We start from the raw sequence: 16,237 nt of genomic DNA, 5'->3' as shown, positions 1-16,237 counted from the left end.
GAACGGCGCCTGTCGCGCCAACGGCGCCGCGGCATCGTCCGCGGCGCCGTTCCCGTCCGGTCAGAAGCTGCTCGCGTACTCCCGGATCTCGGCGAGGACGTGCCCCCGGGCGTCGACGGCCGCGATGTCCGCGTGCTCGAACCCCTCGTTGGGGTCCTCCGGGGGTACGGTCCAGGTCGGGCGGGGGCCCGGCCTGTGGTCGAGGAACGCCATGAAGAACCCGTCCGGCCGCACCGGGACGACCCGCCGCTGCCCGTCCTGAAGGGTCACCCGGATCTGCGTGGTGGAGACCGGCGCGCGGCCGAGCACTCCCAGCTCGTCCTCGGTGAGGTCCCCGAACGTCGCCTGGAGCGGCGGGTCGTCCGTCCCGGCGCCCGGCGTCGCCCGCTTGGGGAGCACGCCGCCCTGCCCGCATTCGAGGCTGCCGTCCTCGTGGGCGACCGTGCGCAGGTAGGTGCACTCGGAGCCGTTGAGGCCGGGCGCCATCCACAGCTGGACGACCACGCCGCGCGAGTTGCGGGCCTCGATGACCTTCTTGGCCTTGGACATGTCCAGCTTCGACCAGTCGCTGTTGGGGTCCTCCGCCCGCCCGAACGCGTTGACCACCCCCGACGGGATGACCCCGGCGGCGTCCGCCCCGGCGCCGAGCGCGCCCAGGGTGAGCGTGGCCGCGAGGACGATCGTCCAGCGGCGCCGCCGCCGTCCGGGCCTGTGCGCCGGCGCGTCCGGGTCGCTCACCATGATCCGGGCCAGGGCGCGGTGGCCCTGGGCGTCACCGGCGGCGCCGGCGAGGTCGTCCCGGCCGACCGGGTTCCCCCGGCCCATCACCTGCCGGACGTGCGCGACCGTCTCCTCCACGGACGTGTTCCCGTGCTTCGTCACTTCGCCTCCTCCGGGGCCATCTGACGGTGGACGCCGGGGACCCGGCCGTCCCGCTCGGCGAGCGCGCGGTCCAGCCGCCGCCGGGCCCGGTGCAGCCGCACCGCGAACGTCTTCGGCGAGCAGCCGACGACCGCGGCCGCGGACGCCACGTCCAGCTCCTCCCAGCCGATCAGCCGCAGCGCCTCCTGGTCCCGGGCCGGGAGGGTCCCGAGGGCCTCGTGGAGCGCGAGCTCCTCCACCACCGTCCCGGCGTGGTCGGCGCCGCCCCCCTTGGGCGCCGTCCCTCCGAGCCGGGCCCACAGCCGTGACCTGCGCCGGTCGGCGCGCCGCTGGTTGGCGAGGGTGTTGCGCGCGATCGAGTACAGCCAGGGCAGTACCTCGCCGGGCTCGCCGGGCACGTCGCCCATCCGCCGCCAGGCGGTCAGGAACGTCTCGGACGCCACGTCCCGCGCCTGGTCCGGGTCGATCCGCCGGGACGCGTAGCGCAGGACGTCGGGGTAGTGGAGCTCGAACAAGGCGGTGAACCTCGTCTGATCGTCTTCCACACCCGCCTCCTTCAACAGTCGTGGTGGGTGCTGGATGCCTCCCTATGTCCGGCAAAGCCCCCCGTATTACCGGTGCGGTATCACCCGCGGTACCACCGGGACGGCCGGGGTGTCCTCGTCCATCACGGTCAATTCACCCACCGATCACTGGGCGGCCACCCCTCCGTCGGCCGGGTGCGAAGAGATTTCCGTTGTGCCCGTGGGCTTGAGCGTCACCTCGTCCCGGCGTGAGGACCCGCCGGTCTCCCCGTCCCGCCGATGGACGGCCCCGGCCCGGCTGGTGCCGGGGGTCCTCGCGCTGGCCTGGCTCGCGGTCCTGGTGACCCACCTGCGCACGCCCGTCCCGTCCGACCAGCTCAACTACCTGACGGCGGCGGCGCGCTTCCCGCACCCCGTCGAGGGCACCACGGAGATGCACCAGGTGACCCGGTTCGGGGTGGTCGTTCCGGTCCGCCTGATGATCGCGGTGTTCGGCTACTCGCAGGCCGCGTACGCGATCGTCCCCGTCCTGGCGACGCTGTCGCTGCTCCTCGGCACCTACGCGCTCGGCACGGTGCTGTTCGCCCGGCCGGTGGGCGTGGCGGGCGGGCTGATCGTCGTCGCGGCGACCCCGGTCTTCACCGACTCGACCGACCTGCTGCCCGACGTGCTCGCGGCCGGTCTCTTCACGTGCGCGCTGGCCCTGGCGGCGTCGACCGGACCGGCGTCCAGCGGATCGGCGTCCACCGGACGGGGTGCGGACGCGCCCGGCAGGGCCCGGTTCCTCGCCGTCGGGGCGCTGCTCGGCTGGTCCTACCTGGCCCGTGAGTTCGTCGTCTTCATGTGGCCGGTGGCGCTGGTCCTCCTGTACCGCAGAGCGCGCCTCACCGGACTGCTGTGGGCCGCGCTCCCGGTCGCGGTCATCGTCCTCGCGGAACTGGCGCTGTGCTGGCGGCTCTACGGCGACCCGTTCGCGCGCCTTCAGGCGATCATGGGGCACGGGCAGGGCCCGTCGAGGCCCGACATCGCCACGACCTACCGCGACAAGCCGCGCATGATGTACATCCTGCGGCTGCCGGTCACGCTGAGGACGTATCCGGAGGGCGGGCTGCTGGTCACCCTGCTCGGCCTGACCCTGCTGGGCGGGCTGCTGCGCCCCCGCAGGCTGGCCGTCCCGGTGGCCGCCTGCGCGCTGCTCTGGGTTCCGCTCACGCTGCTCGGCGGCGTGCTCGACCCCTCCGCCCCCAAGCTGCGGCTCCAGCTGATCCGCTACTGGTTCCCCGTCTTCCCGGCGTTCGTGCTCGGCGGCCTCGGGCTGCTCTGGATCGCCGCGGTGCTCCTGGTCGACCGCGTCCCGGTGCCGAGGCGCGCACCGGACGCGCCGCCCCTCGTCAGGCGCGCCGTCCTGCGCGTGGCGCTGCCCGCGGCGGTGGTCCTGACCCTGGCCGCGATCTCCGTCGGCGTCTCCGCGCGCTCCTGGTGGAGATCCCCGGACACGCGGGCGGGCGGCGGCACCCAGATGGAGGCGCTGCGCTCCTGGATGCGCGACCACGACGGTGCGGCCCCCCGCATCTGGGCGGATCAGCGCACCAGCAAGGTCCTCATGGTCTACCGGCAGGGCGCCTGGGGCGGGCGGGCATGGTCCGCGCGGGTGCGGAACGCCCGGCCGGGCGGCGAGAAGCCCCGTCCGGGAGATCTCCTGTTGCTCTTCGACACCGAGGACGGACGGGTCTGCCCGCAATGCCGGGCGTCGGCGCGCGCCATGAGGGGCGACCCGGCCTGGACGGGCCCCCGGTGGCGGCAGGTCTACGGCACCCCGGACCGCGTCGTCCGCGTCTACCGGCTCGCCCCCTGAGACGCCTCGCCGCAGGTCAAGAGTTCGCGGTCCGGGCTTTCCGGTTTCGTGGAACTCCGCACGCGCGCGGACGGGTAGCGTCAGCGGGACGGGGTGGCCTCGTGCGACCGGAGCGAGCAGCCGGAGTGCGGGGTGCGGCCCCGGGTGAGGCCCATCCGGGGCGGCGCGCCCGCGCCCGCGGGTGGGGGGTGCGTCATGGACGGCGTCCCCGCCCGGCGCGACTGGGCCGTCGCCCGCCCCCGCGTCGCGGAGCGCTTCGACGAAGGCGCCAGAGGGCCGCTGACGGTCGTGACGGGTCCGCCGGGAGCGGGCAAGTCGGTCGCCGCCGCGATGTGGGCCGCCTCGGGCGCGCCACCGGGCCCGGTCGCCTGGGCCTCGCTGGACAGGGAGGACCACCGCTCCGCCGCGTTCTGGACGATCGTCCTCGCGGCCTTGGACGACGCGGGCGTCGCCGGGCTCCCGGCCGTCCCGGGTCCGTCGGGGCGGGGCCGTGAATCCTTCCTCACGGCCCTGGCCTCCGTGCTCGGCGGTGCGGGCGCGCCGGTCGTCCTCGTGCTCGACGACTTCCGGCCCCCGTCCGGCTCCTCGGTGGCCCGCGATCTCGCCCGGGTCCTCACGGCCGCCGGCCCGGCGCTGCGGCTGGTGCTGATCTCCCGCGGCGATCCGCCGCTGCCGCTGCACCGCCACCGGCTGACCGGGGACCTCACGGAGATCCGGGGCGGGGACCTGGCGTTCGACGAACAGGAGACCCGCGCCCTCCTCGACCGCCATGGGGTGCGGGTGACGGCGCCGTCCCTGCGCGCCCTGGAGGCGAACACCGAGGGATGGGCGGCCGGGCTGCGGCTGGCGGCGCTGGCCATGCGCGGCCACCCGGACCCGGACGGCTTCGCCGCGGAGTTCGGCGGCGACGACCCCGCGGCCCTCGACTACCTCGTGGCGGAGGGCCTGAACGCCCAGCCGGCCCGAATCCGCGGCCTGCTGCTCGACCTCGGCGTCGCGCGCCGCTTCAACGCCGACCTCGCCGCGGAGCTGGCGGGACGGGAGGCCGGGGGCCTCTTCGCGGACCTCGTCCGGCGGAACGCCTTCGTCGTCCCCCTCGGTCGGGGCTGGTACCGCTTCCACGCCATGTTCGCCGAGGCGCTGGACCTGACGTCGCGGCACGAGCGGCCCGGAGGCGCGGTCCTGCTGCACCGGAGGGCCGCGGCGTGGTTCGCCCGCAACCGGCTGCCGGAGGACGCCGTCCGGCATGCCGTCCTGGCGGGGGACTGGTCCCGCGCCTGCCGTCTCGTGGTCGGCGACCTCGCGGTGGGCCGCCTCCTCGGTCTCACAGGCGACCGGGCCCAATTCTGTTCCGGGGGGTGTGGGGGGTCGTCCCCCCACAGGGAGCTGGCCCGGCTTATGGCCGGGATGCCCGATCCCGCCGGGTCCGCCGCCCCCGAGACCGCCGTCGTCGCAGCTGCGACGGCGCTGGCGCAGGGGGATCACCGGGTCTGCGCGCACCGCCTCGCGCACGCCGAGCGGCATCTCGCGGCGCTGCCCGACGACCGTGCCGTCCCGGCGCGGCTCGCCGCCGTGCTGGTCCGGGTCGTCGCCGCCCTCCCCTGCCCGGACGGGGCGTTCCACGGGCTCGTCCGCGAGCTGGACCTGCTGCTGGAGGCCCTTCCCCGCGGCCGGACGGACGGCCGTCCCGAGCTCCGCGCGCTCGTGCGCCACGGGTACGCGCTCATGGACCTGCGGGCCGGGCGGCCCCGGCAGGCGGCGGCGGGCCTCCGGCTCGCGTTGCCCGCCGCGGAGGCGGGGGCCGACCTCCAGCTCCGCCGGTGCGTGGGCGACCTGGCGCTGGCGGAGGCCCTCCAGGGCCGGTTCGGGCGGGCCGCCGACCTCGTCGCCCGGGCGGAGCGGCTGCCGGAGGTCCCCGCGGACCCCGGCGGGTGCCCTGTCCCTGCCGTGCACCTCGCGGGCGCCTGGGTGGCCTTCGAGGACGTCCGGCTGGACGACGCCCGCGCCGAGCTCGGCAAGGTCCGCCAAGCCGCCGGCCGGCCGCCCGACGGCCTGATCTCGGTGCTGCGCGCCCTGCTGACGGCCAGGCTGGACCTCGCCTCGGGGCGCCCCGGGCAGGCGCTCGCGGTCCTGTACTCCGCGCAGGAGGAGGCCGCCGGGATGCCCTGGCTGCGGCGGCTGCTGCTCCTGGTCGCCGCCGAGGCGCAGGCGGCCACGGGCGCCGTCGGCGCCGCCATGGAGTCCGCGCGGGCCGCGGGCGGCGCGGCGGGCGCGATCACGCTCGCCCGCATCCAGCTCGGCCTGGGCGAGGCCGCCGCCGCGGCGCGCACGGTCCGCCCGGCGGTGGTGGAGTCCACCGCCGTCCCGGCCGACGTGCGGGTCGAGGCGTGGCTGCTGGACGCCTGCCTCGCCTACCGCGCCGGTGACGGCTCGAAGGGACGCCGGTCCCTGGAGCACGCGCTGCGCCTGGGAGAACGGGAGAGGATCAGCCTGCCCTTCGCCCAGGCCAGGAACTGGCTTTTCCCCGTGCTGCGCGGCGACCCGGCCCTCCTCGGGGCGCACCGCGCCCTCATCGGGCCCCTCGGCGCGGCGGCCGGGGCCGGGACGCGCCCGGACGCGGACCCCGGCGGCTCCGGCGGGTCGGGGGAGGCCCCGATGGCGTTCGGCAGGCTGAGCGCGCGCGAGCTCCAGGTGCTGGGCCTGCTGTCGGAGATGCTGACGACCGAGGAGATCGCGACCGAGATGTGCGTCTCGGTCAACACCGTCAAGACCCATCTGCGGAGCATCTACCGCAAGCTCGCGGTGACACGCCGGGGCGAGGCCGTCCGCCGCGCCCATCACCTGGACCTGCTGTGACGCCGTCCCCCGCCATGGGTGACGCGTCCGGCGGCCGGTCGCCCCCGGCGGATACATCTCATCCGCCACGGGTGATTCGGGACGGTGCCCGGAGATCGGACGATGGCCACGAGGCCCACCGACGACAGGAGGGATGACAATGATCAGCAGTCACATGCACCGCGAATCGTCCAGGACGGGCGCCCGGCCGGTCAGCCGCGCGGCGATGGGCTTCTCGGTCTTCGCCGGCAGCATGATGATCTTGGCCGGGACGTTCGGCGCGCTGCTCGGGATCGCGGCGATCTCCAATGACGACTTGTACGTGGTCCGCGGCGACTACATCTTCAAGTGGGACGTCTCCACCTGGGGCTGGGCGCACCTGATCCTCGGGATCGTCGTGGCCGTGGCCGGGTTCGCGGTCTTCACCGGGCAGCTGTGGGCCCGCGCGATCGGCATCGTCCTGGCCGTCGCGAGCGCCATCGCCAACTTCATGTTCCTGCCGTACTACCCGGTGTGGTCCATCGTGATCATCGCGCTGGACGTGGCCGTGATCTGGGGGCTGGTGAAGTACTCGCCATCGTCCGCCGACACCTGACCGCCGGAGCGCCGGACCGGCGCTGCGGGCCGGTCCCACACCCCCGGCAGTGGTGGTCAGAGGATGAGCACGATGAAGACCAGGCAGCAGATGATGTTGATCAGCCACGCGTGGGTGTTCATCCAGGTCCGGACCGCGGGCATCGCCCGGACGGCGCGCCGGTGCACGAGCAGCAGCAGGAGCAGCGGCAGCGCCGCCACCAGGACGGTCAGCCCGATGAACGGCAGAGCGGCGGCCACGCCGAGGTCGTGCTGTTCGAGATGGGCGCCCACGGTCAGCATCACCACGAGGTCCGAGGGCATCAGCAGGATCACCAGGAACCCGGTGGTGAGCGCCTTGCGGGGCCCGGCGTCCATCAGCGTCCCGAGCCAATGCGGCGGCTCGATCGTCGCCCGCTTGACGTAGTTCCTCAGCGCCGCCACGAGCAGCAGGACCACCAGCACGAGCTGGACGATGTTCCCCGCCGACCCCGAGTCGGAAGGATCACCCATGGAGGAGCCGCCGCCCACCAGGGCGAAGATGCCCCGGGCGATGGAGACCCCCAGCGTCGCGGCCACGGCCACGCCCAGCAGGAACGCCAGCGACACGCGCACCGGGCTCCGGGTGGTCACGAGGATGATCGCGGACATGATCTGCGGGCCCGCCATCATGGTGATGGCCAGCGGAAGAATCTGCAGATCCAAGGGATGCCCCTTCCCAGCGGTCGCGTCGCACGCCACCATCCGTCCCATACCCGCGCACCCCCGCGACGACCGCGAAGAGTGCCTTGACCAGGCAAGCCCACCCATAGCGGGTGACCCGCCGCCACGGAATCCGTTCACCTGCGGCGCGCGGCGCGCCTGACGGCGCGGCGGGTGACCCGGCGGCTCCTGAACATCGTGTTCCGCCTCCCCTTCCCCCTCCGGCGGCCGGTGCGACCAGGCCCCGGTCCGCTTCCGCCGACAGCATGAGGGAGGCGTAGGGCGTCGCGTATCACCTGTAGGAGGTGAACCTGGCGACGTTCGTCGAACGGGGAGACGGCACCCTCAGGACAGGGGATGTGCGGCCGGCCAGGACTTTGCGACGCTCCGAATTCATCGGCTTCGGGGGGAGTGAAGGAATGGACGAGACGCCGTTGGCGCAGACGGGCTCTGTACCGGCTTTGCCTGAATGGGTGGTTTCCCGCCCTCGCGTGACGGAACTCCTGCGGCGCGGGGCCGGACGCCGCCTGACCGTGGTGACGGGGCCGCCGGGAGCGGGCAAGACCGCGGCCACGCTGGAATGGGCCACGGCCGTGTCCGCGCGGGGAGGGCGGTGCGTCCGCTGGATCACGTGCGACGGCTCGACGGCGACCGCCTCGCGGTTCTGCCGCGTGGTCCTCGACGGCCTCGCGCATGCCGGGTTCGACGTCCTGCCGATGGCCGTCGACGCGGGGGAGCCGCGGGGCGCGGAGGAGGCCGGTGGCGCGGAGGAGGCCGGTGGCGCGGAGGAGGCCGGTGGCGCGGAGCAGGCGGACGGCGACGTGCTCGCCCGGGCCGTCGGCGCGTGCCTCGGCGACGCCGATCCGCCGGTCGTCCTGGTCGTGGACGACTTCCCGGCGGAGGCGGGCTCCGGACCCGCCGAGGCGGTGCGGCGCCTCCTGCGCCATACCGGGCCGCGGCTGCGCGTCGTCGTCCTGTCCCGGAGCGTTCCTCCGATCCCCCTCCAGCGCCACCGCCTGGCCGGTGAGCTGACCGAGATCGGGCACGACGATCTGGCCTGCGACGACGGGGAACTCGCGGCGATCCTGGACCAGCATTCAGCGGGTCTTCCGCCCGCGTCCCGGCGCAGGCTGCTGGAGAGCACCGGCGGCTGGGCCGCGGGCGTCAGGATCGCCGCGATGGCCATGGCGCGGCTTTGCGCCCCGGAGGCGTTCGCGGAGGAGTTCGCGGGCGACCACCCGGCGGTCGTCGGCTACCTGACCGAGGAGGTCGTCGAGGCCCAGCCGCCGGGGCTGCGGCGGCTCCTCCTGGCCGCGAGCATCACCCGCAGGTTCACCGCCGGGCTGGTGGCCGAGCTGGCGGGCGGAGAGGACGGCCTGTTCCCGGAGATGGTGCGCCGGAACGCGTTCGCCGTCCCGCTGGGGGACGGCTGGTACCGGTACCACCCGATGTTCGCGCAGGCGTTGCGGTTCGTCCTCCGGCAGGAGTCCCCGGGTGGGATGCGGGACCTGCACCGCCGCGCCGCGGACTGGCTGGAACGCGCCGGGCTGGTCACCGAGGCCGTGGAGCACGCCGTCGAGGCGGGGGAGTGGCGCCGGGCCTCGCGGATGGTGGTGGACCGGTTCGCCATCGGGCAGGTCCTCGGCCCGTGCCCGCGCGGCCCGCTCACCGTGGCGTTCACCGCCATGCCGGACGGCGCCGTCTTCGGCGGCCCGGACCCGGAACCGGCGATCGTCATGGCCGCCGCGGCGACGGCCCGGGGCGACGACCGCGAAGCGGCCGCCGCGCTCGCGTACGCGAACGCGGTGCTCGGCTCGTCCCCGCAGGACGAGGCGCCGGCCGCGCGCGCCTGCCTGGCGGCGGTGGAGCTGTGGCGCACGGGCGTCCTCCCCGCCGGGAGCGCGGGACGGCTCGGACGCCGCGCCGCCCGCCTGCGGCGGCTGCCCGCCGGCGTCCTCGACGAGCGGCCCGAGCTGGAGATCCTGGCCTCCGCGAGCGAGGGCGCCGAGCGGCTGTGGCACGGCGAGCTGCGGGAGGCGGCCGGCTTCTTCCGCCGCGCCCTGTACGCGGCGGAGGCCGCGGGAGGGGACCTGCAGAGGCTGTGCCGCCGGGGCGACCTCGCGCTCACCGAGGTGCTGCTCGGCAACGCGGGGACCGCGTCCGGCCTCGTGACCGGGGTCGCGCCGGGGAGGGGCGCCGCACCGGCCGCGGGCCAGGAGGCGACCACGCGCCTCGCCGCCGCGTGGGTGCACGTGGAGCAGTGGCGCATCACCGCCGCGCGGGACGAGCTGGCCCGGGTCCGCCTGGCGCTCGGTGAGCGTCCCGATCCCTTCCTGGCGATCGTGCACGGTCTCGTGGCCGCCTGGGTCGAGGTGGCGCAGGACCGGCCGGAACGCGCGCTGGACGCGCTGCGCGCGGCCGAGTCGGTGACGCCGCGTCCCCGGTGGCTGAGGCGCAGGCTGCGGCTCCTGACCGCCGACGCGCTCGCGGCGCGGGGCGAGGGCCGGGCGGCGCGGCTCGCGGTGGAGCGCGCCGGACGGGCCGGGGGGCTCGACGCGCGGCTGTCCCTCGCGAAGGCCGCGCTGGGCGAGGGCGACGACGCGGCGGCCGCGGCGGTGCTCCGCCACGCCCTGCACGGGACGGTCGACGCCGCCGTGAACGTGCGCGTGGAGGCGTGGGTGCTCGACGCGGGGCTGTCCTACCGGAGGGGCGACCGGTCCCGGGGGCGCCGGTCGCTGGAGCGCGCCCTGCGGCTCGCCGCCCGCGAGCAGATCAGGCGGCCGTTCGCGATGTCGCGCGCCTGGCTGCGGCCGGTCCTGCTCGCCGACCGCGACCTGCTACGGCCCCACCTGCGGATCCTCGAACCGCTGGGCCTCTCCGCGGAGGACGGCGGGCCGCCCCGCCGGACGGACGCCGCCGTTCCCGTGGAGCGGCTGAGCGCGCGGGAGTCGGACGTCCTCCGCCGCCTGGCCCAGATGATGACGACGGAGGAGATCGCGGCGGATCTGTACCTGTCGGTGAACACGGTGAAGACCCACCTGAAGAGCATCTACCGCAAACTGGCGGTGACGCGGCGGGGTGACGCAGTGAGACGCGCGCGCCGCCTTTCGCTGCTGCGGCCGGCGGCGGCTCCGGAAGATCAGCGGAACGGCTAGGACGCCTTACGCGCGGGGACGCGGGAGCCCGGCCGGAAAGGGTTTCCCGCTCTATGCGGAATTCTCACCCGCGTTCTCCAGCCGATGCAGTCGCGCCGCCTCCTCCGCGGTGTGCAGACCGATCGCGACGAGGGCGAAAGGGCTGACGAACCCGTCGCTGATGTGATGACCGCCCTCGCGGGCGATGGCGTCGCGCAGCGGGACGGCCCAATGGTGTTCCAGGAGCAGGAGCGCCGCCGCCGAGTCGTGCGGGATCTCCTCCAGGACGTCCCAGGCGTCCTCGGCGAGGATCTTCCCCGCCCCGGCTCCGGGGCCCGCGGGCGGCGGGACGGGAGGCGCGTCGCCCTCGATGTCGAGGCCGATGAGCGCGCCGATCCTGCTGCCCGCCTCGGCGGCCTCGTCGCGCGACAGCGGGCCGAGGTGCTCCACCTCCAGCCCGCCCCCGGCGTCCTTGAACACCGCGAGCGCGTCGAGGACCCGGACGGCGTCCTGGCCCCGGAGCCGTTCGAGCTCCGCGGCGACCCGGCCCTGGAAACCGGGCCGGGCGAACCCGAGGGCGATCAGCTGGACGGGTCCGATCGGCATGGCTCCTCCGATTCCGCGGCCGTTGGACGACGTCGATCCTCCGCTCTCCCTAACGACCGTTCCACGCGTTTCCGGGCTCCGCATCACCTTTCCCGGGTGACGCGCTCGCCTTTTTCCCGCGTCGGCGGCGACCAGAGCGCGCCGAAATCCTCCATGGATTGGGGATCCGGCCGCGCGGCCGCCGGGGCCAGCCTTGGAAACGCGAACGGCGAAAGCGAGAGAAAGGGATGACGGCCATGGGTGAGCGTGTGCTGATAGCCGAGGAGGAACTGCCCGTCTCCGGCTGGCGGGCCTTGCTCTATCCAGGTGGCGACTACTGGTGGATGCTCTACCTTTTCTCCCCGGCCGGGTCACCGGTGATCCGCAGCGTCCTGAAGTTCGCCGCGGAGGGCCAGATGGTCATCGGCGCGCATCGGCGCCGTGCGGAGGCCCGGTGGCCGCTGGGGCCCGTCGCCGCCGGAGGCGGAGGGCGGACGGGGTGGGCGTTCGCGTACGGGGCGGTCGGCGCGGAGGGCCCGCCGCGGGTGCGGTTCTCCCATGACAGGGCGCTCAGGCCCAGCGTCGCGCGGGAGGCGGAGCCCCTCCTGCTCGGCGGATCGGTGTGGCTCGCCGAGTGCGCCGGCGACTTCGATCAGGTGCGGGTGGACAACGGCAGGCGGTGGAGCGTGCGCCTGCTGCTCTGACGGGACGCCTCCGGGAGCCGCCGGCGTCCGCCGGCGTCTTCCGGGGGCGGCGGGGCGGGGCGTTACCGCTTGCGGTCGTGTTCGAGGGAGAGGCGGGTCAGCTCGACGCGCGAGCCGACCTCCAGCTTCCGGAAGACGTGCCGGAGATGGAAGGCGATCGTGTGGACGCTGAGGAACATCTGCTCGGCGATCTGCCGGTTCGTCAGGCCCTGCGCGGCCAGTCCGGTGATCTTCTGCTCGGTGTCGGTGAGGCTGGCCCAGCCCGTCTTCGGGCGGGCCCGGCGGGACCAGTGCCGTCGCCGCACCCCGATCTCCCGCAGCCTGCTGCGCACCCGCGCCGCGTCCCGCGCGGCGCCGTGCCGCTGGTAGAGGTCGAGTGCCTGGTCGAGACGGCCCACGGCGTCCTGGCGGGCCGAGGCCGCCGCGAGGACGACGCCGCAGTCCTCCAGCGCCGAGGCCCGGCACCACGGGTCCGGGCTCTGCGCGGCCTCGTCGAGGAGACTCGCGTCCCGGCGGAGCAGTCCCCGCGCGTGGGCCGCCGCGCAGGTGAGGAACGCAAAGCACGGGTTCCCCTCCGCCAGCTCGGCGGCGACGGCGACCACGCCCTCGGCCTGCGCCCGGTCGCCGCCGGCGAGCGCGAGCCGGACGAGCCAGGCGCCCGAGTCCGGCGCGGTCACCAGCAGCCGCCGGTACCGGCCGTCGGCGTCGCGCAGACGGGAGAGCAGCGCCGTCGCGGCCTCGGAGCCGAACCTGGCCTCGTTGACCTGGGCGAGCACGGCGGTGCAGCGCAGGGTGTCCGGGACGGCCTGCCGCTCCAGCAGCAGGTCCTCGAACCGCTCCAGATGACGCGCGGCCAGGGTCATGTCGCCGCCGCGGAGGGCCGCGGTCGCCAGGACCGAGATCGCCGTCGGGGCGAACAGGTCGGCCCCGGTCTCGGTGGCCAGCCGGAGCGCGGCAGCGGCCTCGGCGACCGCGTCGTCGGGCCGTCCGGCGGCCAGATGGATCCTGGCCTGCAACGCGCTCGTCCCGGCCGCCCAGGCGTGGTGGTCCAGCGAGCTGCGCTCCCGCTCGGCGGTGCGGAGCAGCCCCTGCGCCTCGTCCAGCCGCCGGACGTCGCCGAGCATCGAGGCGAGCGTGAGCCGCGGATGCGTCCTCCTGGCCGGGATCGAGCCGAGCAGGGCGTGGCCCACCGCCTCGCGTGCGAGACGCAACCCCTCCTGGAGCTCCCCCCGGGCCCAGGCTGAGGTGGCCAGCAGGATCCGCGCCGTGATGAGGGCGGCGTCGCCGTGCCGGTCGGGCTTGTCCAGGACGGCCGCCGCCCGCTCCTCGCCCGCCCGCTCGCCCGGGTCCGCCGCCATGGCATGCAGCAGCGCCACCTCGGCCTTGTCGCGCAGGTTGACGGGCAGCCTCGGGAGCGCCAGCGTGTCGACGGCCTCGGCCCGGGCCTCGGCGGGCCTGCCGCGCAGGTGCAGGATCGCGGAGGTCGCGATCCGCAGCCGCGCCGCGGTCGGCATGGGCGTCGGCTCGGCCAGCGCGGCACGGGCCAGCGTCTCGGCCTTGCCCAGGTCGCCGGTGAGCGTCAGCGTCTCCACCGCCGTCGCGGTCCGTGCGAGCCAGTCCGAGTCGCGCTGGTCGGTGAGCTGCAGCGCCCGCTCGGTCAGGTGGAGCGCGGTGCTCGGCGAGGTCGGCAGCGCCTGCGCCGCCGCGCGGTCGAGCCGTGCCAGCGCCCTGGCGTCGCCCGGCGGCGTCCCCAGGATCAGATGCTCCGCCGCCGTCTCGGACAGCTCGCCGCGGTCCAGGAGGAACTCCCCGATCTGCCGGTGGACGGCCTGCCTGACCGTCATCGGGATCATCTCGACGATCGTCCGCCAGACGAGCTCGTGGCGGAAGGACGCCGCCTGCGCCATCTCGATGAGCACGCCCTCGGCCATGGCCTCCCGGATCGCCGGCAGCAGCTCGACGGGGGCCCGGTCGAGGAGCTCCGCCAGGTCCTCCGCCGAGAAGCACCGGCCGAGGATCGCCGCCACCTCCAGCAGACGGCGGGTGTCCGGCTTGAGATCGTCCATGCGACGCTGCACGATCGTTCGAACACGCTGGGGGACCACGTTCGAGATCAGGCTCGCCTCGCCCCGGCTCACACGGACGGCGCCCTCCTCCAGCAGGCCCTTGAGGAGTTCCACGAGCAGCATCGGATTCCCGGCGGTCTGCGCGGCCAGCGCCAGCAGCTCCCGTTCCGGCTTCGCCTTCAGCACGTCGGCCGTGATCTCCGCGATGGCCTCGTTGCCGAGCGGGCCGAGTTCGATGTAACGGGCGCCCTCGTGGCGCAGCCGGTCGAAAAGCAGATCGGCCTCGGTGGTCCTCGCCGCCGTGACCTGGCGGGTGAACATCCACGCCACCGGGGCGGACGCGAGCTGGGCCGGCAGGATCTTCAGCGTCAGGAGCGTCGCCAGGTCCGCCTCCTGGACGTCGTCCAGCCAGACCAGCACGGGCCTGTCGGCCGACCGGCTCTGCACGAGCCCCCGCAGCTCGTCGATCGCGGGGAACAGGTTCTCGGAGGCACCGGTCTCGAAGGCGCTCCCCTCGGACATCCCCAGCCCCTGGAACACCGAGAACAGCGACCCCAGCGGCGCCAGCCGCCTGAGCCCCGACGCCGATCCGCCCGTCACCGCGAACCCGCGGCCGGCGGCCTCGTCCACCGCCCTGGTGAGCAGAAGGTTTCTCCCCATACCGATCTCGGCGTCCACGAGAAGCACGCCGATCCCCCTGTTCCCGACCCCGTCGAGGAGATTGAGAACGGCTCTCCACTGGCTGTCGCGTCCTCGCATGGCATCGTCTCCAGAGCTCATCCGGCAACCGGGCATCACCGCGCACCGGGGGTCGGCTCGTCCTACTCCGGAGCTAGTGCGCACAAAGTCGCGTCTCCATGATTGACTCGAACATCTTATATGAGCATCCACATATTGAGTTTGCAAGAGCAAACCCATGCGTCAGATGTGGACGGCTCGCTTGGACGGTCGAACGGAAAGACCTGGATGCCCCATCCTCATCGCGTAAGTGATGAGAATGAATTATCGCTCACCAGTTCGAGTTCTTCCGATGGAGACTTTGGTTATAACAGGGCCATCGTCCGCCGGTAAATCATTCAGTTCGGTAGGAATGATTCGTCCAGGGCCGCTTGCTGGAAGGATGTGCCGCGCGCCCGCCCGGCCACCCGGACACCGCGGCGGCCGGGACCGATCGCATCGGTCCGCCGCCCCCCGCGGCGCCCCGGGCACGACAAAGATCACTACCTCCTTTGAGGATGTGACAGGGCGGCCCGGTGGGGTCGTATGGGACTCGCGAAGCCCGTCCCGCCCGTCCCGCCACGGGAGTTGACCATGATCTCTTCTCCGCAGACCCGCCCCGCAAGGAACATCCCGGCACCGGGAGGATGCGCCATGCCGACGACGTTCGATTTCGCCCAGCGGTCCGTCCGTCCCTACCGTCCCGCCGACGAGCCCGAGGTCCTCGCGCTGATCAACGAGGACCGGCTGGTCGGCCAGCCCGTCTGCACGTGGGGCATGCTGGAGGCCGCCCGCATCGGCCGGTCCGCGTTCGAGGGGTCGCGCTGGGCGCGGCTGGGCCTCGTGCGCACCGACGTGGTCGTGGACGAGGAGGACGTCGTGCTCGGCGTCGTCTCCACGGGCGTCCACCGCTCGGACGGCACCGGAACGCTGCTGTGGCTCCACGGAGGGGAGGAGCCCGCGGTGGTGCACCTGCTGCTGGACGCCGCGATGCGCCGGCTCGGCGGAAGGACGATCAGCGCCTTCCCGCTGCTGAGCTCCCTCGGCCTCGGCCTCAGGGGGCTTCCCGCGAAGGCCCGCGCCGCCACGTACTCCGCGATGCGGGGCCGCGCCTTCGAGATGGTCGGCATATCGACCTACCTGCACCAGCACCTGACCGCCCCGGCGCCGCCGCCCGCCGACGTGCGGGTCAGGCCGAAGCAGAACACCGACTTCCTCGGCTGGCGGATCCACGCGGACGGCGCCGACGCCCACATCGACGTGACGGTCTCGCCGTACGACGTCGGCTGGGTCACCCACGCCGAGCCGGACCCGGCGTGCGCCGAGGCGGAGGACCTCGTCCGGTCGGCGCTCCACGTGCTGACCCGCTGCGCCGCCCGCGAGGTCGTCGCGACCATCCCGTCCACCGGCGCCGGTGCCCCGGACCTGCACGAGCTGTACGGACGGCTCGGGTTCGCCGAGGTGGACCGGCTCACGGTCCTCAGCCGTCCCGCGTCCATCGCGCCGTGACGCGCATGGCCGGGAGATGAGCCGCGCGCGGCCCCAGGGGGGTGGGGCCGCGCGCATCCCGCGGGGATCGGCCACGTCCCCGCACCGAAGGAAGGTCAGGACCCGGGCATCAGGGGCGCCCGGGTCCTGACCGCGTCCCAGATCTGTTCCG

11 protein-coding genes are annotated in these 16,237 nt (G+C 74.5%); 6 read left to right on the top strand and 5 right to left on the bottom strand.

The features are described 5' to 3' along the window. Positions 1–60: 60 nt before the first annotated feature. Positions 61–882 (bottom strand): hypothetical protein, encoded by an 822-nt coding sequence (locus tag AGRA3207_RS18570; RefSeq protein ID WP_231335983.1) that lies wholly within the window; start codon positions 880–882, stop codon positions 61–63. Then, positions 879–1,427, bottom strand: a complete 549-nt coding sequence (locus AGRA3207_RS18565; protein ID WP_231335982.1) for an RNA polymerase sigma factor — start codon at positions 1,425–1,427, stop codon at positions 879–881. The genes AGRA3207_RS18570 and AGRA3207_RS18565 overlap by 4 nt, the downstream gene beginning before the upstream one ends. 193 nt (positions 1,428–1,620) lie before the next feature. Here AGRA3207_RS18565 and AGRA3207_RS18560 point away from each other — a divergent pair, with 193 nt between their 5' ends. The 3 genes from AGRA3207_RS18560 to AGRA3207_RS18550 all read left to right on the top strand — a co-directional run bounded on the left by AGRA3207_RS18560 (position 1,621) and on the right by AGRA3207_RS18550 (position 6,691). Continuing rightward, positions 1,621–3,261, top strand: coding sequence for a glycosyltransferase family protein (locus AGRA3207_RS18560; RefSeq protein ID WP_231335981.1), 1,641 nt, complete (start codon positions 1,621–1,623; stop codon positions 3,259–3,261). Positions 3,262–3,456: 195 nt separating this feature from the next. Next, positions 3,457–6,117, top strand: a complete 2,661-nt coding sequence (locus tag AGRA3207_RS39840; RefSeq protein ID WP_273700053.1) for a winged helix-turn-helix domain-containing protein — start codon at positions 3,457–3,459, stop codon at positions 6,115–6,117. A gap of 139 nt (positions 6,118–6,256) precedes the next feature. Beyond that, entirely contained in the window at positions 6,257–6,691 is a 435-nt protein-coding gene (locus tag AGRA3207_RS18550) for a DUF7144 family membrane protein (RefSeq protein ID WP_231335980.1), read from the top strand. A gap of 56 nt (positions 6,692–6,747) precedes the next feature. On the opposite strand, the gene AGRA3207_RS18545 is transcribed toward AGRA3207_RS18550, so the two are convergent. Then, positions 6,748–7,374, bottom strand: coding sequence for a GAP family protein (locus AGRA3207_RS18545; RefSeq protein ID WP_231335979.1), 627 nt, complete (start codon positions 7,372–7,374; stop codon positions 6,748–6,750). 488 nt (positions 7,375–7,862) lie between these two features. On the opposite strand from AGRA3207_RS18545, the gene AGRA3207_RS18540 reads away from it, so the two are divergent. Continuing rightward, a complete protein-coding gene (locus tag AGRA3207_RS18540; RefSeq protein ID WP_231335978.1) occupies positions 7,863–10,526 on the top strand; it encodes a helix-turn-helix transcriptional regulator in 2,664 nt (887 codons plus the stop codon). Between the two features lie 51 nt (positions 10,527–10,577). On the opposite strand, the gene AGRA3207_RS18535 is transcribed toward AGRA3207_RS18540, so the two are convergent. Continuing rightward, entirely contained in the window at positions 10,578–11,111 is a 534-nt protein-coding gene (locus tag AGRA3207_RS18535; RefSeq protein ID WP_231335977.1) for a hypothetical protein, read from the bottom strand. Positions 11,112–11,347: 236 nt separating this feature from the next. On the opposite strand from AGRA3207_RS18535, the gene AGRA3207_RS18530 reads away from it, so the two are divergent. Further along, the gene (locus AGRA3207_RS18530) at positions 11,348–11,794 is read left to right on the top strand and encodes a hypothetical protein (protein ID WP_231335976.1); all 447 of its coding nucleotides are present in this window, start codon (positions 11,348–11,350) and stop codon (positions 11,792–11,794) included. A gap of 62 nt (positions 11,795–11,856) precedes the next feature. Here AGRA3207_RS18530 and AGRA3207_RS18525 read toward each other — a convergent pair whose 3' ends face one another. Next, positions 11,857–14,520 (bottom strand): helix-turn-helix transcriptional regulator, encoded by a 2,664-nt coding sequence (locus AGRA3207_RS18525; RefSeq protein WP_231335975.1) that lies wholly within the window; start codon positions 14,518–14,520, stop codon positions 11,857–11,859. 711 nt (positions 14,521–15,231) lie between these two features. Between AGRA3207_RS18525 and AGRA3207_RS18520 the strand changes: the two genes are divergently transcribed. Then, entirely contained in the window at positions 15,232–16,086 is an 855-nt protein-coding gene (locus AGRA3207_RS18520; RefSeq protein WP_231335974.1) for a hypothetical protein, read from the top strand. Positions 16,087–16,237: the final 151 nt, after the last annotated feature.

It is taken from the genome of Actinomadura graeca, from assembly GCF_019175365.1.
Lineage (GTDB): Bacteria > Actinomycetota > Actinomycetes > Streptosporangiales > Streptosporangiaceae > Spirillospora > Spirillospora graeca.
This window is presented reverse-complemented; position numbering and strand designations above follow the sequence as displayed.